At 37.8% G+C, this 20423-nt stretch carries 21 protein-coding genes and 2 other annotated features; of the genes, 16 read left to right on the forward strand and 5 right to left on the reverse strand.

Going from position 1 to position 20423, the window contains the following annotated elements; translation table 11 throughout:
* Positions 1-407 precede the first annotated feature (407 nt).
* Positions 408-656 carry a hypothetical protein gene (locus AC1MGI_RS11750; RefSeq protein WP_480345427.1) on the forward strand — a complete coding sequence of 83 codons (249 nt, stop codon included), beginning with the start codon at positions 408-410 and terminating at the stop codon, positions 654-656.
* Positions 657-1082: 426 nt separating this feature from the next.
* Positions 1083-1217, forward strand: coding sequence for a GapA-binding peptide SR1P (locus AC1MGI_RS11755; RefSeq protein WP_480345428.1), 135 nt, complete (start codon positions 1083-1085; stop codon positions 1215-1217).
* 349 nt (positions 1218-1566) lie between these two features.
* On the opposite strand, the gene AC1MGI_RS11760 is transcribed toward AC1MGI_RS11755, so the two are convergent.
* Entirely contained in the window at positions 1567-3024 is a 1458-nt protein-coding gene (locus AC1MGI_RS11760; RefSeq protein ID WP_480345429.1) for an aminotransferase class I/II-fold pyridoxal phosphate-dependent enzyme, read from the reverse strand.
* A gap of 228 nt (positions 3025-3252) precedes the next feature.
* Between AC1MGI_RS11760 and AC1MGI_RS11765 the strand changes: the two genes are divergently transcribed.
* From AC1MGI_RS11765 to trpA, 9 genes are all read left to right on the forward strand, one after another.
* Positions 3253-4212, forward strand: a complete 960-nt coding sequence (locus AC1MGI_RS11765; protein ID WP_480345430.1) for an NAD(P)H-dependent flavin oxidoreductase — start codon at positions 3253-3255, stop codon at positions 4210-4212.
* A gap of 206 nt (positions 4213-4418) precedes the next feature.
* Positions 4419-4694 carry a UPF0223 family protein gene (locus AC1MGI_RS11770; RefSeq protein WP_480345431.1) on the forward strand — a complete coding sequence of 92 codons (276 nt, stop codon included), beginning with the start codon at positions 4419-4421 and terminating at the stop codon, positions 4692-4694.
* Positions 4695-4757: 63 nt separating this feature from the next.
* Positions 4758-4987, forward strand: a binding site (T-box leader).
* Between the two features lie 38 nt (positions 4988-5025).
* Positions 5026-5352 (forward strand) — a binding site (T-box leader).
* Positions 5353-5405: 53 nt separating this feature from the next.
* A complete protein-coding gene (gene trpE, locus AC1MGI_RS11775) occupies positions 5406-6800 on the forward strand; it encodes an anthranilate synthase component I (RefSeq protein WP_480345432.1) in 1395 nt (464 codons plus the stop codon).
* Entirely contained in the window at positions 6784-7383 is a 600-nt protein-coding gene (locus tag AC1MGI_RS11780) for an anthranilate synthase component II (protein WP_480345433.1), read from the forward strand. The genes trpE and AC1MGI_RS11780 overlap by 17 nt, the downstream gene beginning before the upstream one ends.
* Positions 7367-8392, forward strand: a complete 1026-nt coding sequence (gene trpD / locus AC1MGI_RS11785; RefSeq protein ID WP_480345434.1) for an anthranilate phosphoribosyltransferase — start codon at positions 7367-7369, stop codon at positions 8390-8392. Before AC1MGI_RS11780 ends, trpD begins: the two co-directional genes overlap by 17 nt.
* Complete coding sequence (trpC, locus tag AC1MGI_RS11790; RefSeq protein ID WP_480345435.1) at positions 8393-9187, forward strand: indole-3-glycerol phosphate synthase TrpC; 795 nt, start codon at positions 8393-8395, stop codon at positions 9185-9187.
* Positions 9177-9794: a phosphoribosylanthranilate isomerase gene (locus AC1MGI_RS11795; RefSeq protein WP_480345436.1), complete on the forward strand. Its 618-nt coding sequence runs from the start codon at positions 9177-9179 to the stop codon at positions 9792-9794. The genes trpC and AC1MGI_RS11795 overlap by 11 nt, the downstream gene beginning before the upstream one ends.
* The gene (gene trpB, locus AC1MGI_RS11800) at positions 9791-11002 is read left to right on the forward strand and encodes a tryptophan synthase subunit beta (RefSeq protein WP_480345437.1); all 1212 of its coding nucleotides are present in this window, start codon (positions 9791-9793) and stop codon (positions 11000-11002) included. Before AC1MGI_RS11795 ends, trpB begins: the two co-directional genes overlap by 4 nt.
* Positions 10992-11777 (forward strand): tryptophan synthase subunit alpha, encoded by a 786-nt coding sequence (gene trpA / locus AC1MGI_RS11805; protein ID WP_480345438.1) that lies wholly within the window; start codon positions 10992-10994, stop codon positions 11775-11777. The genes trpB and trpA overlap by 11 nt, the downstream gene beginning before the upstream one ends.
* A gap of 320 nt (positions 11778-12097) precedes the next feature.
* On the opposite strand, the gene AC1MGI_RS11810 is transcribed toward trpA, so the two are convergent.
* Positions 12098-12730, reverse strand: a complete 633-nt coding sequence (locus AC1MGI_RS11810; RefSeq protein WP_480345439.1) for a YktB family protein — start codon at positions 12728-12730, stop codon at positions 12098-12100.
* 186 nt (positions 12731-12916) lie between these two features.
* On the opposite strand from AC1MGI_RS11810, the gene AC1MGI_RS11815 reads away from it, so the two are divergent.
* The gene (locus AC1MGI_RS11815) at positions 12917-13114 is read left to right on the forward strand and encodes a hypothetical protein (protein WP_480345440.1); all 198 of its coding nucleotides are present in this window, start codon (positions 12917-12919) and stop codon (positions 13112-13114) included.
* A 428-nt stretch (positions 13115-13542) separates the two neighbouring features.
* Positions 13543-14355 carry an inositol monophosphatase family protein gene (locus tag AC1MGI_RS11820; RefSeq protein WP_480349774.1) on the forward strand — a complete coding sequence of 271 codons (813 nt, stop codon included), beginning with the start codon at positions 13543-13545 and terminating at the stop codon, positions 14353-14355.
* A 224-nt stretch (positions 14356-14579) separates the two neighbouring features.
* Here AC1MGI_RS11820 and AC1MGI_RS11825 read toward each other — a convergent pair whose 3' ends face one another.
* Entirely contained in the window at positions 14580-14762 is a 183-nt protein-coding gene (locus AC1MGI_RS11825; RefSeq protein WP_480345441.1) for a YlaF family protein, read from the reverse strand.
* 127 nt (positions 14763-14889) lie between these two features.
* Between AC1MGI_RS11825 and typA the strand changes: the two genes are divergently transcribed.
* The gene (gene typA / locus AC1MGI_RS11830) at positions 14890-16731 is read left to right on the forward strand and encodes a translational GTPase TypA (protein ID WP_480345442.1); all 1842 of its coding nucleotides are present in this window, start codon (positions 14890-14892) and stop codon (positions 16729-16731) included.
* A gap of 28 nt (positions 16732-16759) precedes the next feature.
* Entirely contained in the window at positions 16760-17068 is a 309-nt protein-coding gene (locus tag AC1MGI_RS11835; protein WP_480345443.1) for a YlaH-like family protein, read from the forward strand.
* 381 nt (positions 17069-17449) lie between these two features.
* Here AC1MGI_RS11835 and AC1MGI_RS11840 read toward each other — a convergent pair whose 3' ends face one another.
* Positions 17450-17650, reverse strand: a complete 201-nt coding sequence (locus AC1MGI_RS11840; RefSeq protein ID WP_062181548.1) for a YlaI family protein — start codon at positions 17648-17650, stop codon at positions 17450-17452.
* Positions 17651-17990: 340 nt separating this feature from the next.
* On the reverse strand, positions 17991-18590 hold the full coding sequence (locus AC1MGI_RS11845; protein ID WP_480345444.1) for a YhcN/YlaJ family sporulation lipoprotein: 600 nt from the start codon (positions 18588-18590) through the stop codon (positions 17991-17993).
* A gap of 331 nt (positions 18591-18921) precedes the next feature.
* Between AC1MGI_RS11845 and AC1MGI_RS11850 the strand changes: the two genes are divergently transcribed.
* Entirely contained in the window at positions 18922-20250 is a 1329-nt protein-coding gene (locus tag AC1MGI_RS11850; RefSeq protein WP_403073128.1) for a PhoH family protein, read from the forward strand.
* Positions 20251-20423 lie beyond the last annotated feature (173 nt).

Below are 20423 nucleotides of genomic sequence, written 5' to 3' on the forward strand. Positions count from 1 at the left end.
TAGAACTACCAAAAAGTACATCCGATTTATTTCGGGTGTACTTTTTTTGTACAATGCATGACCTAAGCCTACTACCTTATGTTAGTAAAGGTGTTTTTTGGGGATCTACCCTTTTAAATCCTAAATTGTTATGGGGATTTAAAAAATATATCTAGCAGGATAGGGAATCTTAGGGGTAATACTAATCATATTATTTCATAACTTACATATAATGGGTCACTCGATTAGGTGTACAGCCTTTGTGGTATAAAGAAAAATACAAAAAAGCGTTAGAATTGTTTGAATGAGGATAAAGGTAGAAATGGTTCTTTCCTTAAAAAAGTTTGAAATTTGTGACTCTATAAAACGGTATTTTGTTTTCTGGTATATAGAATGCGGACCATTTCATTTGACAGGAGTTGGATTGTTTGAAAAATTATGTTGTATTTCTTTTCCAATTAATTGTATGGAGCGGGTATACTGTTGTCGAATGGCTTTCAATTCATGACAAACCTGTGTTTAAAGTGATTATGTTCTTCATTTTTTCATACTTAGCTATATATATTGGTAAGGCCATACTAAAATCGAATAAACGAACATTGATCGTTACCAGTGTCAGTTTACTTTGTTATGCAATTATTCAAGTTCTACTCCAAACGATTTTACCGATTACGTAGAGGTACTATAGAGGGACATGATACAATAATTATCCTTATTTTTATAAAAGAAATTCAGAAAAATGGCTACGAAATAATCAAGCCAAACGAAATTAAAACTCCTTGACCTTAAAGAAAAGTTAATGTCATCGAGTTTTTTAGTTGATTCTTTAATAAATAACAAGGAGACTAAATAATTTAGTTGCATACTCTCGTTTAGTAGTTTGATACTTCATGTAATAAATAATTGTCGTAAATCAATTATCTGATGCATAAATAATTAAAAGTAATAGTTCGTAATGTTCTCTTTCCATTTTGTATGTCACGTTTACAATAAAAAATAAATGTGACATACAATTAATGCTTGAATTATTAATTGTGTTATATTATTATGGTATTAACAAGTTGTAAAAGCGTTTTCATTTTAATCTGAAGGGAGTTTTAGAAATGGGTACAATAGTTTGTCAAACATGTAATGGAACGATTGATCATTTCGAAGATGAAAAAGTGAGTGTACTTTATGCGCTTTGCAACCATTGCGACCGTAAAGAAGAAGAAGTAGAAATTCAATATGGATCCTGATAAAAAATAAGAGACTAACCAGAAATGGTTAGTCTCATTTTTCTAATAATTGATTATTCGAATACACTAAGGGCATGTTGGTCACACAGACGAAGAATTCTTTGTCTGTGTTCATTGAACCTTAGATTGTAAGATCGCTTTATCTACGGTAAGTTTGCGATTTAGTGACACTAGAACGAGATAACCATCAGCGGGGAAAGGCACCTATTTATGGAAGTTTCACTTTATCCCGGTTTAACAGGCTGTAATATTCATTTACTGTGAGGAATCAAGTGAGTGTAAACAGCCTGTAAATCCCCGATTGGTTCAACTAACCATCAGCTGGGGAAGGCACCCACTGATGGAAGTTTCACTTTATCACTCTCAAGTATTGAAGGTTAGGATCTTCGGGGCCTTGAACGGGCAGTCCAACTTCCATATTCGCTTTAATGTAATCAATGTTTTCCTGAGTAATTACTTCGCCTGGAATGAAGATCGGGATTCCTGGTGGGTATACCATGATAAACTCAGAAATGATTCGGCCGACAGATTCATCAATCGCGACGACTTCTGTTTCAGAGTAAAAAGCTTCTCTGGGTGATAGAGAGAGAACAGGAATTGTCGGGAGCAGGACTTCTACATGATTATTCCCACTTGTTGCAAGATGCTTAAATTCTTTTGACAGGCCTTGTAATGCTTGCAATAGAATACCCGCTTCATGTTTGGTGTCACCATTCGTGATAATACATAGAATGTTGTACAAATCAGAAAGTTCGACTTCAATATTGTACTTTTCGCGTAACCATTTCTCGACCTCATAGCCAGAAATACCGAGATCTTTAACTGAAATAATCAGTTTGGTTGGGTCGTAATCAAAGGTAGCTGGCGAACCGATAATTTCTTTTCCAACACAATGAAGGAATGGAATCTCATTTATGTCAGCCCGCAATTGATCAGCTAGCTTAATAGAGCGGTCAATCAATTCGTACCCTTCTGTTGCTAGACGCTTTCTTGCAGTATCAAGCGAAGCAAGAAGAATATAAGAGGTTGATGTTGTTGTTAACATACTTATGATTGATTGAACACGATTAGCTGAAACAAGGCCTTCTTTTACGTTTAATATTGAGCTTTGTGTCATAGAGCCGCCCAGCTTATGGACGCTTGTTGCAGCCATATCAGCGCCTGCTTGCATAGCTGATAAAGGTAGTTCATCATGGAAATGTATATGAACCCCATGAGCCTCATCAACAAGTACCGGTATTTGATAAGAATGTGCCAATTCTACAATTTTCTTTAAATCAGCAGATACTCCGAAATACGTCGGGTTAATCACGAGAAGACCTTTTGCATCTGAATTTTCTCTCAATGCCTTTTCGACTGAATCTATTGTAATTCCATGGGAAATCCCAAGGTTCTTATCTATTTCAGGAGTTATGAAGATTGGGATCGCACCAGAAAAAACAATAGCCGACATAATCGACTTATGCACATTTCTAGGGACGAGTATTTTATCACCCGGGCCACAAACTGTCATAACCATAGTCATGATGGCTCCGCTTGTTCCTTGTACAGAAAAAAACGTGTGATCAGCACCGAACGCCTCAGCGGCTAGTTCTTGAGCTTGCTTAATTATCCCCTTTGGACTATGAAGGTCATCTAAAGGAGCGATATTAATTAAATCAATCGATAATGCATTATCACCAATGAATTCACGGAATTCAGGATCCATTCCCTGTCCTTTTTTATGACCAGGTATGTGAAATTGAATGGGATTTTTCTTGGCATGGTTCACTAAAGCTGTGAATAAGGGAGTTTCGTTCTGTGACAATTGTTTATTACCCCACTTCTTTATAAGTATAATCTAAGAAAACATATGAATTATATCATGCGTAATATTATTTGAAAAGAATAATTATGTAATGAATATTCAATGAGAAAACACAATCGATTAAGGGAAAGAACAGTATAGATAATAGTATTAGTAAACACTGGTCTAATAATTAATAATTTATTAAACTTGATAAGAGAGTAGTTGTATTTGAAAGGGGGAACATAGATGAAATGGAAAACAAGAGTCACTGATCTATTAGGGATTAAATATCCAATTGTCCAGGGGGGGCTTGCCTACTTAGCTTATGCTGAACTTGCGGCGGCTGTATCGAATGCAGGGGGTCTTGGCCAGGTCACCGCCATGTCTTTAAGTACACCAGATCAGCTACGTGATGAAATACGTAAAACCAAAGCAATGACAGACAAACCATTTGGCGTGAATTTTGCGATTGGGCAGCATGGAAGACCGTATGAAAATATGCTCGAAGTAGCTCTAAAAGAAGGAATTGAAGTTGTATCGGTAACTGGGGGAAATCCTACACCGTTTTTTGAACTTTTGAAGGGGGAAAATGTAAAAAAACTAGTGCTTGTTGCAGCTAGAAGACAGGCGGAAAAAGCAGAAGAGATTGGAGCGGACGCGGTTATGGTTGTCGGTCAGGAAGGTGGTGGACATCTTGGACGGGATGACATAGGTACAATGGTGTTAATTCCTCAAGTCGTAGATGCTGTTTCGATACCAGTCATTGCATCAGGAGGCATTGCGGATGGTAGAGGTTTAATGGCTGCACTCGCACTTGGTGCAGAAGGAATTGAGATGGGTACGAGATTCATTGCTACAAAAGAATGCGTACATGCGAGTGATGTCTATAAAAAATCATTGGTTCTGGGAAATGAATATGATACAGTCGTAATTAAGCGATCAATCGGAGCGCCTGCCCGAGCTATATCTAATAACTGGACAGAAAAAATTCTGAAAATTGAACAGGGAAATACGGGGTATGAATCAATAAAAGAGTACATAAGCGGCACGGCTAATAAGCGTTATATATATGATGGTGTACAAGATGAAGGGTTCGGATGGGCTGGACAAGCTCTTGGGTTGATTCGTGATATTCCTGCTACCGCTGACTTATTCGAAAGGATGATTGCCGAAGCGGAAGAAATAAGTAGGAAATGGACAAAATAAGTAATAATGCCGTTCCAAGCAAGTATATACAATGAAAATGCATAAAGGAGCGTGTTCAAAAAGGAGGAAGAAGTTCGAGGAGTGCATCTCGAGAGACCCGTGCGTATGTAGTAATACGTGAGGACCGGAGAGACCGAGCTTTGATGCAATACGCAAGCTTTTTTACCAGACTTTTTGAACATCCTCTAAATGAAAGGTGATCTTAAATGGAATATCAATACCCACTAGATTTTACTTGGAGTACAGAAGAAATTGTCGATGTGATTAAATTTTTTGAAAGTGTTGAGAAAGCTTATGAAAGCCGCGTCAGTAAAGAAGATTTTATGAAAACGTACAGACGCTTTAAAGAAATTGTTCCTGGAAAAGCTGATGAGAAGAACTATACGGATGAATTCCAGGAAAGTAGCGGGTATTCTGCTTACTTAGTTATAAAAAGTGCAAAAGAAACAGATGACGGTGGCTGGATTACAGTAAGAAAATAAATTTTCTGAAAAATCATTGACAAAGTTCGTCGTTCAATTTAAGATAATAAATAATAAAACGAATATAAAGCGTTGAAGAAGAAAAGTACCTTAATGTTTGTTCTAAAGAGAGCCGGTGGTTGGTGTAAATCGGTGAACAACTTTAAGCGAATGGGCTTCTGAGCTCCAAACCGAAATGCAAAGTAGGCTTTGGCGGAACGTCTCATCGTTATTTGAGATAGGTATCTTAATTGATGCTGTAAAGTGAGCTTTCGAGCTAATAAAGGTGGTACCACGGGTTCCTCGTCCTTTTGGATGGGGGCCCTTTTTGTGTTTTTTAAAACTATAAATGAACAATTCGATGATCAAGAGGAGTAGCCTTTTTAGATGCGTAACAGAGAGCCGGGGCAGGTGGAAACCGGTACGATATGAAAAGGGGAATGGACTTGTGAGAGGTTCCTTGAACGATTAGTAGAGGAACACGGCTTCCACCGTTATCAGGATTAGTATTAGGATATAAATCCTGTACTTGAAAAGCGGAGGATGTCTCCACAAAAGTGTTAGACCACGTGCCCTATATACAGTGATGTAATTACTGTATATAAGACATGGGATCAGAAACCCTTTTTAAGACATCCTCAAGCTGAGGTGGCACCGCGGTAAATGAATCGTCCTCTGCATACACATTTTTTGTGTATGCAGGGGACTTTTTTATGTTTAAGGAGGGATAACATGACAAGTGAAAGAAGAAAATTACAATTTAATAAAATGATTGTTGAAGGTGACATTCATACACCGATATCAATTTTTCAGAAACTCCCTGGTAGGAAGAAATTTCTATTAGAAAGTTCACCTTCCCATCATGACAAAGGGAGGTACTCTTATATTGGCTTCCACCCATACTTGGAATTAGTTTCAAAAGATAAGGTAACCGAAAGAATTAGCCCTAATCAAAAAAATAAGTTAGAAATTGGTTTGCTAATGGATGAACTGAAAAAAGAGCTGGACGTTGAATTTGAAACGAACGATTTTGACATCCCATTCTTTGGTGGAGCAGTTGGCTACTTGGGCTACGATATGATCCGGCAGTATGAGGAGATAGGTTATGTGCCAGAAGACTCCTTAAATATGCCAGATGCCCATTTTCTACTTTTTGAAGATGTTATCGTTTTTGATCATTTAACAGAAAAGATTCATTTGGTTACATGTAGCTCTGAGTTTGAAACAAGGTTGTCTGACATGAAAAAGCTGATTGAGTCGGTAAGCGACAACGAACCTGAGAGTGAACGAGTACATTTAGATTTTCAATCAAATATGAGTCAGAAAATGTTCGAAAACCTTGTTCATCAGGCCAAGGAAGCAATAATCGAAGGGGAAGTATTTCAAGTCGTCTTATCTCAGAGATTTCAGTCACCATTTCACGCTGATCCATTTCAGGCATATCGCAGACTTAGATTGTCCAATCCATCACCATATATGTTTTATATCGACTTTGACGGATATACCGTTCTTGGTTCTTCACCGGAAAGTTTAATCAGTGTGAAGGACCGACAAGTCACGGTAAATCCAATAGCTGGTACTAGACCGCGGGGGAATACTCCAGAAGAAGATCAACAGTATGAACAAAGTCTGCTTGAGGATGAGAAGGAACTTGCAGAGCATAAGATGCTTGTCGACCTTGGTCGTAATGATCTTGGTAGAGTGTGTGAAATCGGTTCGATTACATTAACCGCTCAAATGAAAATAGAACGATATAAGCATGTCATGCACATTGCTTCAAAAATAAAAGGGCTATTACGTTCGGACCTTACAAGTCTTGATGCTTTAATCGCTTGTATGCCAGCAGGAACGGTTTCTGGGGCACCGAAAATTAGAGCTATGCAGTTAATCAACGAATTAGAAAATGTAAAAAGAGGGGTTTACGCAGGATCAGTCGGCTATCTTGGTTTTGGTGGTAGCTTAGATATGGCACTGGCGATTCGAACGATGGTCATTAAAGATGATATTGCCTATGTTCAAGCTGGGGCAGGGATTGTCTATGACTCTGTAGCTACCACGGAATATGAGGAGACAAAGAATAAGGCAAAAGCTTTATTGGAGGTGCAAAGAGATGATATTACTCATTGATAATTATGATTCATTTACTTATAACTTATATCAATATCTCGGTGAATTTTACCCCGAAATTATAGTGAAAAGAAATGATCAAATCACAATTGAAGAAATTGAAGCTATGAACCCTACAGCAATTATTCTGTCACCAGGACCTGGTCGCCCTGAAGAAGCAGGAATATGTATTCCAGTCATCACTCATTTTTACAAAAGAGTTCCGATCTTAGGTATTTGTCTTGGACATCAAGCAATTGCATGTGCATTTAAAGGGACGGTGGATCGGGCTACACAAATCATGCACGGGAAAACGTCAGTAGTTCTGCATAATGGGAAAGGCTTATTCGAAACCCAAGAAAGCTATTTAGAAGTCATGCGTTATCATTCATTGGTTGTGAAAGATCATAGCCTTCCGAACGAGTTTGAAATTCTTGCAAGAGCTGCTGATGATGGGGAAATCATGGCGATTCAACATAAACAATATCCTTTATATGGATTGCAATTTCATCCAGAGTCGATTGGAACAGTTACGGGGAAATCAATCCTCTTGCAATTTATCAAAAATGTGAAAGATGGTGCTCAATATGAAAAAATATCTTGAAAAACTATCGCAACATGAATCATTATCGCAAGAAGAAATGTTAGGTGCTGCACAATTACTCTTTTCTGATGAAATTACAGATAGCGAAATGGCTGCGTTTCTAATCGCTCTTAAATCAAAAGGTGAAACAGCTGAAGAAATTGCAAGTCTAACCACTGTTCTAAGACAAAAAGCGATCCCTTTGAAAGTGCAATTTGATCATGTGATGGATAATTGCGGAACAGGTGGCGATGGTTCACAAAGTTTCAACATCAGTACAGCATCGGCATTCGTATTAGCAGGTGCAGGTATCAAAGTCGCCAAACATGGAAACCGCAGTGTATCAAGTAAAACGGGAAGTGCTGATGTTCTTGAAGAGTTAGGTGTGGACCTTCAATTAAATACGCAAGGAATTGAAGAAAGATTGAACGAAATCGGCATTGCTTTTCTATTTGCTTCTACTGTTCATCCCAAACTTGCGAGAATTATGAAAATAAGAAAGGAACTGAAAATATCGACTGTGTTTAACTTTACAGGTCCACTAACTAACCCAATTCAGCTGGACTCTCAATTGGTTGGGATTAATCGGCGCGAAATGCTCGACCTGTTTGCGTCAGTATTAGATAAGTTAGGGAGAAGAAGAGCCTTAGTAATAAATGGTGCAGGGTATATGGATGAAGCTAGTCTACAAGGAAGTAATTCGATGATTTTATTAGAAAACGGCAAGAAAACGCACTTTACATTAAGCCCTGAGGATGTTGGTTTACCTTATTATACAAATGAAATGATCCGTGGTGGAGAGGCAAAAGAAAATGCTGATATTATGCTTCGAATATTACATGGAGAAAAGGGGGCGTATCGAGATACGGTACTTTTAAATGCTGGTCTAGGAATATATGCAAACGGGAAAACAGACAATGTTCGTGAAGGAATTGCCATGGCAAAAGAAAGCCTTGATAGTGGGCGGGCAATTAAGAAGCTTGAAGCACTTATACATTTTGACACCTATAAAAAAGCGGGGGTAATGTAAATGACAAATATATTGACGACAATTCTTGCTACTAAACATGAGGAAATTATTCAATTGAAAAAATTGAAAGTTTTGAATTCGGAAGTTATATATACGAAGAGGTCGCTTTTACAGAGCTTGAAAGAATCACAAAAAGTTTCAATCATTGCAGAGATAAAACGAGCTTCACCATCCCGTGGAGATATTGATCGAGATGTGGATCCTGTTAAACAAGCGATTGCTTATGAAAAAAATGGCGCCGCTGCGATATCTGTCTTAACAGACAAGGAATTCTTCAAAGGATCATTTGAGGATCTTAAGAAGGTGAGTGAGGCTGTGAAAATCCCTGTTCTTTGTAAAGACTTTATTATTGATGAAATACAGATTGACCAAGCTAAACGAGCGGGAGCACACATCATCCTCCTTATCGCAGCTGCTATGCCGGTACAACGATTGGCAGAACTATACCAATATGCTAAATCAGAAGACTTGGAAGTGTTAGTTGAGGTGCATAACGATGAGGAGCTTCAAGCTGTGCTTCCGATTGATCCAGAATTAATTGGCATTAATAATCGGAATTTAAAAACTTTTGAAGTGAATCTTGAAGTAACAGAGCGACTCGGTTCTCAATTAGCAGAGTTGAACAAACTATTTATCTCGGAAAGCGGAGTGAAAACACGTCTCGATGTTGAGCGAGTTAGAGATGCTGGAGCGAAAGGAATATTAGTTGGGGAAACATTGATGCAAGCGGAAAATCTAAATCATAGCTTTAAAGAATTTGACGTCTTGCTTAAAGGTGAAAATTATGTACGTTAAAATCTGCGGTATATCAACTTTAGAAGCAGCACAAACAGCTATTGATTCAGGAGCCGATTATCTAGGATTCATTTTTGCCGAAAGTAAACGGAAAGTGACGCCAATAAAGGCACGAGAAATTATTAGAAATTTAAAGGGGAATGTAAAAAAGGTAGGGGTTTTTGTTAATGAATCGGTTGAGGAAATATCAAGAATTGCTGAATATGCAGGGCTAGATATTATTCAACTTCACGGTACAGAAAGTCAGGAATTTGCAAGTAAGCTTTCATTACCCGTCATTAAAGCTATTACAATACATTCTATAGAAGATTTATTAAAGGTTCATGAATGGAAAACAGAGTATATTCTACTTGATTTACCGAAAAGTCAAACAGCTCCTATAAAAAAGACTCTGAATTGGGAGGAAATGAAGGGGAAATTACCATATAGCAATCATATTTTTCTTGCGGGGGGATTATCTCCTGATAATGTAGAAACAGCTGTTCGAGTCATTCAACCTTATGCTGTTGATGTATCAAGTGGTGTCGAAACAGGCGGTGTAAAGGATCTTACAAAAATCAATAAATTTATTAGTAAAGCGCATCTAAAAGAGGAGGAATTAGCATGATAAGCACGTATAGTGGACCGGACAAAACTGGACATTTCGGTGAATATGGCGGTCGATTTGTTCCAGAAACATTAATGACAGCAGTATTAGAACTCGAAAACGTATATGAGGAAGCAAAACAGGATCCCGAGTTTCAGGAAAGTCTTCAGTATTACTTAAAAGAATATATTGGGAGAGAAAATCCATTATATTTTGCAGGAAATTTAACGAAGCTTGCTGGCGGGGCAAAGATCTACCTAAAGCGTGAAGATTTAAATCATACAGGTGCCCATAAAATTAATAATACGATTGGTCAGGCATTGCTTGCGATTAAAATGGGGAAACGAAAAATTGTTGCAGAAACAGGGGCGGGTCAGCATGGGGTAGCCACTGCAACAGTTTGTGCCTTGCTGAATCTAGAATGCGTCGTCTTTATGGGAAGTGAAGACGTGCAGAGACAAAAATTGAATGTGTTCCGAATGGAGCTTCTTGGAGCGAAGGTTGTGTCTGTTGATCAAGGAAGTGGTACTTTGAAGGATGCTGTCAATGAAGCCCTAAGATATTGGGTATCTAATGTTACAGATACGCATTATATTATGGGATCTGTATTAGGACCGCATCCGTTTCCGCAAATTGTTCGTGATTTTCAAAGCGTAATCGGCTATGAAACAAAACGACAATATAAGGAAAAAGAAGGGAAGTTGCCTGATACGATTGTTGCTTGTATTGGAGGAGGAAGTAACTCAATGGGCATGTTTTACCCGTTTCTTACAGATCCTTCTGTGAAATTAATCGGTGTTGAGGCTGCGGGAAGCGGGCTTGATACAGAAAAACATGCAGCTAGTCTGACAAAGGGGACGAAAGGGGTTCTTCACGGCTCATTGATGTATCTGCTTCAAGACGCAGACGGTCAAATCCAAGAAGCCCATTCCATATCGGCAGGTCTAGACTATCCTGGTGTAGGCCCAGAACATTGTTTTTTAAAAGACGAAAATCGAGTGACGTATACGTCAGTCACCGACGATGAAGCACTGGATGCATTTGTTCTTTTATCTAGGGAGGAAGGGATTATTCCTGCTTTAGAAAGCTCACATGCCATAGCTTATGCGATGAAGATTGCAAAAGAAATGAAGGAGGATGAAGGGCTTGTAATTTGCTTATCAGGTAGAGGGGATAAGGATGTTGAACAAGTTCGTTCATTACTAGGAGGACGCGAAGATGGGGAATAAATCATTACAAGATACATTAGCTGAACTACATGTAAGGCAAGAAAAAGCCTTCATTCCTTATATTATGGCTGGAGATGGTGGATTAGATAAGCTTAAGGAGGACCTGCTTCGCTTGCAAAATGCCGGAGCAACGGCGGTCGAATTAGGTGTTCCCTTTTCTGACCCAGTTGCGGACGGTCCAACTATCCAACTTGCAGGGAAGCGGGCGTTGGCAGAAGGAGTGACCTTAAAAAAAATCATTTCCAAGCTTATCGAAATCAAAGATGAAGTGGACATTCCTATTATCTTTATGGCTTACTTAAATTCTCTGCTTGCATATGGAATCGGTAATTTCAGTAATGATTGTGTCAAAGCTGGTGTGTCAGGGTGTATTGTCCCAGATCTACCGATAGAAGAGGAAGAGATTCTTGCACAAGATTTGAAAAATGCGAATATCTCGCTGATCAGATTGGTTGCTTTAACAAGCTCCCAGGAAAGAATTGAAAAAATTGTTAAAAACGCAGAAGGCTTTATTTATGCAGTCACTGTAACAGGAATAACAGGTGTTCGTGAAAGCTTTGAAGAAGAAGTTGGTCATTATTTAAACCGCATTCGTGAGGCAAGTTCAATACCAGTTCTTGCAGGCTTTGGAATTTCAACTCCTGAGCATGTGGAAAGAGCTTCGTTATATAGTGATGGTGTGATTGTCGGCAGTAAAATCATTCAAAGTCTACAATCAGAAAATTATCAAGAGATTGATGAATTAATTTTAGCCAGTAAAAAAGTAATCTATTGAATAAAAGCTAGGATATTATCTCATAAGGGGCTGACCTCGCACTCTAAATCAGTATGTAGTGTTTCATACACTTATCTTAAACTGTATTTAGTCGTTGCGTGGTCGCCCCTTTCTAATTCCTACACACAAAACGCCACCATTTACTATGAAGGATCGATCATTAAGCACGCTACACTCGCCTAATCATAATATGGTGGCGGTGCAGAGCCGGATGTTGAAGTGCTTTCTTAAAAAGTAGGTTAGCTATATTAGTAAGTCGTGAAGTCTAAGTCCCCATGTCTTTCATACAAAAGCTCAACTCTCATTTGGAAATGGGAGTTTTAAAGGGAAGTTTGAGTTAATCTATACAAGGGTATTAAATGAGTGAAAGCATCATGGATAGCCTTGAAAAATTCGTCATCTGAGAGATTAATAGCATCTTCACGCGGAATTTTAATACCACAAAGAATCTCCGCCTTTTTTACTTCTTGTAACCTTTTGAACATAGCGGTTAATTCTTCTAAAGATAGGGCTTTATGAAGAATGACTTCTGGTTTCGTATGATCGAGCGACCACACAAAGTTGTCAGGAATACTTTCCTTGATACTTTTTACAGACTTTTCAAGAGTTTGACCGAACTGGACCTTTATGGGAGCTTCATAAATCACTGCAAACCAAACAAACATATGACTTCCCCATAAACCAATTTGGAAATGAGGCATCATTTTATATCCTCTTTTGCTACCGGCGAAAGCGACCCAAGTATCATTAGGTGGATTGATGGTTCGTCTTGCATGTTTAGCCACATGAGGGAATAGTTCTTGACCAGTCATTGTGGAAAGTTCACTTGCGAAGTGGTCACCAAGTGCATCTAGTTTAGGGCGAATCCGATCTTTTAGTGCTTCCATTCGATAATTGAGACCTTCAATTTTAAATACATTAAAATCTGCAGCTGAAAAACTGGTTACGTTCATTTTCCCCCTCCTTCGTTCCTTTAAGTGATATTGTAGCATAGGTGAAAACATAATATAAATAATGGGATTACAAAAAAAACTTGGCTATAGGTTAGAGCACAATTTAGTTGCGATTTCCACAGAGGCATCATAGTATGTAATAAAAAACAGAAAATTTAGTCAATTACTGAAAGGAGCTAATTATTTATGAAACAAGTCATGAATCAAGCGATGAAAGCTAAAGAAGTTGAAAAACACCGAAAAGCAGTGCTACGTATGGAAATGGATTATGAATTGGCTACTCTTTTTGAAGCGATTGAGGAAGACAATGATCAAAAGAAAAAGCAGTGTAAACATAAATTAGAACGCATTCGGAATGAGCTTTTAAAACTAAAGGCTTTGTAAAATATAGCAATTGTGATTATGAAAGAAACGATGGGTTATTGGATTCAACAAAGTTGTTGCAGGAAAGCAAAATATGGCTAAGCGGACGCTTTTAATTTGGTAAAGGTGTCCGCAAGCATTTCTAATTTTGGAGGATACTAAAGAGATTTCGCGGATGCATTCAAATTAGTATAGCTCTTCACATGACGCCGTTTAATTAGTTTTGCCACATTTACTACATACGTCTTTCCTTCCGAATTAAAGGCTTTTTAGGTCTATTTGTTTTGTATATCATTTTGATTAAGGGGATCCTTAATGTGAAGTAAGAACACGGTTCAATTAAATGCATACAACATGATAAAACTTGATGCAGGACAATATTTCCATTATTCTTAAAGTACGAATTACCGTTTGTAGATTTTTAACATCTATGTCTGGAGGATAAAATGATGGAGAATTATACAGAAATTGGTGCATGTGCAAAGGATTGGATCATGACCGCGGGAAAAAGACTTAAATCATCATTTGAAGAGAATCTCAATATTGAAACAAAGGCGAATGCCAATGACTTAGTTACCAACATGGATAAAGAAATAGAGCAATTTTTTCTTGATAATATTACTGAAACGTTCCCCACTCATCGAATTTTTGGGGAAGAAGGAATGGGCAAGCGGATCACGGACTTGAAGGGCGTTGTTTGGATTATTGACCCAATTGATGGGACGATGAATTTTATTCATCAACAACGGAATTTTGCTATTTCAATTGGAATTTATGAAGATGGTATCGGGAAAATAGGACTTATTTATGATGTCGTACATAATGAACTGTATCATGCCTTCAAGGGAAAAGGTGCTTATCTGAATGATATAAAATTACCTGAGTTGACAAAAGTGCCGATTTCGGAAATGATCTTGTCATTAAATGCTACATGGCTTATGGAAAACAAACGGATTGATCATCAGGTTCTTACCCCTCTAGTTAAGGATGTTAGGGGAACAAGATCATATGGCTCGGCAGCTATTGAAATGGCATATGTTGCATCAGGAAGATTAGATGCCTATATGACAATGAGACTTGCACCATGGGATTTTGCTGCCGGTTCCATTCTAATTGAGGAAGTAGGCGGTGAGATAACAACAATGTCGGGAAATTCGCTCGATTATATCAATGGTTCTTCGTTGTTTGTTTCAAAGCCTGGTCTTCATCAGGCGATTTTAGAATCATATTTTCACAACAGTTGGCCAGCTGTAAATTATTAAAAAAATCTTTAAATACATCGCAATGAGAACAAAAAATCGCCAATTATTAGGCGATTTTTTTATGGGTAGTTTAGTTATACTATTCATATCTAGCTTCAGAACTTATTTTACGATGTATGTGAAAAGTAAACTATCCCTTGTCATTTTGCAATGTAATATGATAATCTCAATTCTGGCACTAAATCTTTTTTATGTTAATTGTGACTCCTTTGCAAGAGACATACCTACAACTTTCCTTGTTCACGCAGTTTTTTCTTTTGGGTAAACCCATACCCCATAATAACTGTTAAAGCAATGACGCAAATAGCGGCGATTGTAATGCTTTTTTCGGCAATTGCAATTCCGATACCACTTATGCAGATGACTGCCAATAATGCCAATACAAGGAAGTTCCATTTGATATCCATGATTTTCACCTCATTTTATTTTGTAAAGTACAGAATTTCTTGCTTTGATTATACTATGTTTGTGATATAATATGTAAGTTAATGATATAGATACGCTTAAACTAAATTTCCTCTAGGAGTGAATTGCTTGAAATTACGTAATAATATTCGAAATATAGCCATTATAGCCCACGTTGACCACGGAAAAACGACAATGGTGGATCAATTGCTGAAGCAATCAGGTACTTTTCGTGAGAATGAGCACGTAGAAGAACGTGCGATGGATTCCAACGCTATTGAAAAAGAACGTGGAATTACCATTCTTGCGAAAAACACGGCTGTTCAATATAAAGAAACACGTATTAATATTCTGGATACACCTGGTCACGCTGACTTTGGTGGAGAAGTAGAACGAATCATGAAAATGGTAGATGGTGTTCTGCTAATTGTTGATGCTTATGAAGGTTGTATGCCACAAACACGCTTTGTTTTGAAAAAAGCATTAGAGCAAAAAATTACACCAATCGTTGTGGTAAACAAAATTGATAAAGAATCAGCACGTCCAGGAGAAGTAGTGGATGAAGTACTTGACTTATTTATTGAGCTAGGTGCTGAGGATGATCAATTAGACTTCCCAGTTATTTATGCTTCAGGTATTTCTGGAACGGCAAGTATTGACCCAGACCCAGCTAAACAAGAAGAGGACATGACTCCTTTATTTGAAGCAATCGTTGCGAATATTCCAGCTCCGGTTGATAACAGTGATGAACCACTTCAATTCCAAGTGGCATTACTTGATTATAACGACTATGTTGGTCGTATTGGTGTCGGACGTGTTTTCCGCGGGAAAATGCATGTTGGTCAACAAGTAGCTTTAATGAAACTGGATGGTTCTGTAAAGCAATTCCGTGTTACAAAAATCTTTGGTTTCATTGGCTTGAAAAAAGTTGAAATCGAAGAAGCTGTTGCGGGTGACTTGATTGCCGTTTCAGGAATGGAAGATATTAACGTCGGTGAAACCGTTTGTCCAACTGAACATCAAGATGCTCTTCCTATTCTGCGAATTGATGAGCCAACTCTTCAAATGACGTTCTTAGTAAACAACAGTCCATTTGCGGGTCGTGAAGGGAAATATGTTACAGCACGTAAAATTGAAGAACGTTTAAGAACTCAATTGCAAACAGATGTGAGCTTAAGAGTTGATAATACAGATTCTCCTGATGTTTGGACAGTTTCTGGACGCGGAGAACTACACCTTTCTATTTTAATTGAAAACATGCGTCGTGAAGGCTTTGAACTTCAAGTGTCGAAACCAGAAGTTATCGTACGTATGATTGATGGAGTTCGTTGTGAGCCTATCGAGCGTGTTCAAATTGACGTACCTGAAGAGAATACTGGTTCGATTATGGAATCAATGGGAGCTCGTAAAGGTGAATTGTTGGATATGATTAATAATGGCGGTCAAGTTCGTCTTATTTTCAACATTCCAGCACGTGGCTTAATTGGTTATTCAACAGAATTCTTAACTTTGACTCGTGGTTATGGAATTATGAACCATACATTCGACAGCTATCAGCCAATGGCATCTGGGCAAGTTGGTGGAAGACGTCAAGGTGTTCTTGTTTCGATGGAGACAGGAAAAACTACGCAATACGGTACGATGCAAGTTGAAGATCGAGGTGTGATCTTTGTTGAACCAGGTACTGAAATTTATGAAGGTATGATCGTTGGAGAGCATAACCGTGAAAGTGATTTGACTGTTAACATCGTTAAAGCAAAACAAATGACTAACATGCGTTCTGCAAACAAAGACCAAACGTCATCAATGAAAAAGCCAAGAATTATGTCGCTTGAAGAAGCTCTTGAATATTTGAATGACGATGAATACTGTGAAGTAACTCCAGAATCCATCCGACTTCGTAAAAAAATTCTTGAGAAAAACGAACGTGAAAAATCAGCGAAAAAGAAAAAATTTGCTGAAGTTGAATAATAAATAATAACCTCTAGGAGGGATTGAAATGGATATACAGGAGCGGCTGTCATTTTTTGCAGCACTTTACCGAGTGGATGAAAATCCCGAATTTGGTATGTGGTACCTGTATTTAACGATTTTTGCACTTTGTGTTATCGTCTATCAGCTAGGGTTTGCTAAAAAGCTACCACTGCTAAAGAATGTAGTCATTTATGCAATAATGGCTCTTGGTTGTACCGTTATGTCCTTCCTAGCAGTTTTTCTTCCGATGGGTGAATCACTCGCCATTGCAGCTGTTGTCCTTGGGATTTATAAATATCGCTTGCATAATTCAAGAACAGAAAAGCGGGTTTAGAACGCTTGCTTGGTGTTTGCAATGATGATTGATATCCACAATAGAAAAGAGGCTAATCCACTTGGATTAGCCTCTTTTCTATTGTGGAAGATTCACGCTTAAACGTGCATTTAGCATCCGTGCGCCATGTTGTCGCTACTTATAAGACCCATATCGTTTAATGGTAATGCTTTTCTTTTGGGGCGGTATGAGTTCTCTTAGTGCAAAATGATTTGATTGTGCTAGGGGGCTATTAGAACGTGATTAAGATTGAACGGTCTTTACTACTCGTGATTTTTAAACTGACGAGGAGTTCAAATTAAAAATTATGAAGTGACATTGAATCTAGTCAATTTTTATGATGTTAAAGAAAGAGTTTAGCTAATTGACTTATGGGAGTATTTACCATTCATCATCCTTCTTAACCGTTCGATAAAGTCTGAAATTACCTGTATCAATACGAGCCTTTGTTTTTTCTTCTATTCTTTGCTGGCATTCTTGGCACATATATGTATGTATAGGGCGATTTCGGAGCTTTTTTGCTTCTGGAGAATCCGTAGGAATGGGTTCGACTTTATCACAAATTACACATTTTACGTTCATAGTAAGAACCTCTTTCGAAATAAAAATTATCTGTACTAAAGGCTATGTTAAAAAATTGTTAATAAAACGATTTTTGGTTAATATGAGCTGGAGATTAACAGCGTTAGATAACATAGCTTTAACAAAAAACTTTGATAATTTAGTATACCACGTTTTTTAGACAATGAAGAAATGTAAAGCAAAAAAGAAGAGGAATAGTCCCTCTCCTAATGAGAAAATATTTCTTCATAGAACTTTTACCCTCTCTTAACATACAGTAAATAATTATCTATGTTGTTTATGGTATATATGAAGAGAGGGTACTTATTTCGAAAGAAAACTCACCGTACGATGATTTCCTTTATTTATATCCATTCGATTGCTTTTCCTGTTTGTCATCCAAGTTCTTTTTTTCATGATCATTTAAACTATCTTTTTGTTCTTCAATCGCTTTTGCGGGAGTGGGGTCTTGAATATCCCCTGGAACTTCAGGGATAATTCTTGATGTAATGTCCGAAAGTTCATTTAAGATTCCGCGAACTGGTTTTCCATGTTGGATATCTTTAGCCACTTCTTTAATCCGAGCATTTAAGTCCGGATCAGCAACAACTACGGCCTTAGCTCCAAACGGGTCATGCTTTAATGTTTCTCCAACTGAATATTTGATCGTCCCAACCTGTGAGCGTTCAATATCAGAATCAATATCTATCCCAACGATGGCATAGTCACCAAAAACGACTGCAGTTGCATCATTTACATGAGGAACCTTTGAAGCTAAATCAATAAGTCTTTTGGCAGTGTCAGAATCTGTTACCTGATCTGTTTGTTGAATCGTTGAATGATTTACATTTGTTGCGTGTTGTCTCTTCGTATTAACATTCTCTTGACCTTGTTGATGTGAAGAACAGCCGCTCAGTAAAAGAAAACTAGCAAAGAAATAAGGTATAATGCGATTTATCAATTATAGGACCTCCTTTATGTTCATATTTTTCATGTGCTTTTCTATATTATCAAAGGTCACTATCCACAAGTACATAGAGTGGGAATGCATATACTGATGGAAGTTTCCTTTATAGTCTGTAATTGTTCTTCTATCTTTATGCAGATTGACATATATTTTATCAACAGTCGTCTCGTCCACTATAAAAGGGGCATTCACCTTAGTTTCGATCAATCGAGCAAATAAAAAATGTGAAAGGATACGCCGGTGGAACTTTATCATGTATGAAGAAGTCACCACCTTGAATAACAACACAAATATTCCGACAAAAGATTAGGCGGGAGGCGTCCTTTTGAACAAAATTTATGTGTTAGATACGAATGTTTTACTGCAGGATCCATACGCTATTTTTTCATTTGAAGACAATGAAGTTATCATTCCTGCAGTTGTATTGGAAGAATTGGATTCAAAGAAAAGATATATGGATGAAATCGGCAGGAATGCGAGACAAGTCTCAAAGCTTATAGACGGTTTTCGTGAAAAAGGAAAATTGCATCATGGAATTATGTTGCATAATGGTGGGGAATTAAGAATTGAGCTAAACCATCGTTCTTTTCATGAGCTCCAAGAGATTTTCATCGAAAAGACAAATGATAATCGAATTCTTGCAGTAGCTAAAAACCTTTCACTTGAAGAACAAACGAAAAAAAATGGTAAGTCAGTCATCTTAGTTAGTAAAGATACCCTTGTTCGTGTGAAGGCTGATGCAATTGGGTTATTATCCCAAGATTTTCTAAGTGACCGAGTTGTTGAGCTGGATCATATTTATAGTGGCTTTCAAGAAATTTTAGTTTCGCGAGAGCTACTTAATCAATTTTATGGAAAAGGAAGTTTGCTTGTTTCAAGTATTACAAAAGAAACACTCCATCCTAATCAATTTATATTGATGAAAGATATTCTAGGTACCTCCGCTTCTGCTGTTGCTCTTGTTGATTTTACTGGAAAGACCGCAAGAAAATTGATCTTTGATGAAGATCATATATGGGGTATTAAAGCTAGAAATGTTCAACAGATTATGGCGATGGAGATTCTACTTAGATCAGATATTCCTCTCGTTACTCTAATTGGAAAAGCAGGTACAGGTAAGACGCTAATGGCTCTTGCGGCAGGCTTAATGCAAACTGAAGATCTTGGCCGATATAAAAAGCTACTTGTTGCAAGGCCTATCGTGCCGGTAGGAAAGGATATAGGGTATTTACCAGGGGAAAAGGAAGAAAAGCTAAGACCATGGATGCAACCGATTTTTGATAATTTAGAGTATTTATTTAACACAAAGAAGCCTGGAGAATTGGATGCAATTTTGGCAGGTATGAGTTCAATTGAGGTCGAGGCACTCACATATATTCGAGGTCGAAGTATCCCTGATCAATTTATCATAATAGATGAAGCTCAGAACCTTACGAAACATGAAGTGAAAACGATTTTAACAAGGGTTGGCGAAAGAAGTAAAATCGTATTGATGGGGGACCCCGAACAGATAGACCATCCATATCTTGACGAATATAATAATGGGCTAACCTATGTAGTGGAGAAATTTAAAGAACAACAGATTGCGGGTCATGTTAAATTAATAAAAGGAGAAAGATCTGGTTTGGCCCAGCTTGCCGCCACTCTACTTTAAGTGCGTGTTCAATAAGAAGGATAGTTCGAGAAGCGATAGTCTCTAACAATTCGCCAGCTTTTTTACCGAACTTTTCGAACAACCTCTTTAAGAGAGGTTCTTTTCGTAAAGTTTGTTGGTTTTAACAAGTAACAAATTCGAGCAGGTGCTGATTGTAGTTGATATACGAGACT

The sequence above is a fragment of the Peribacillus sp. BM1 genome (assembly GCF_056679975.1).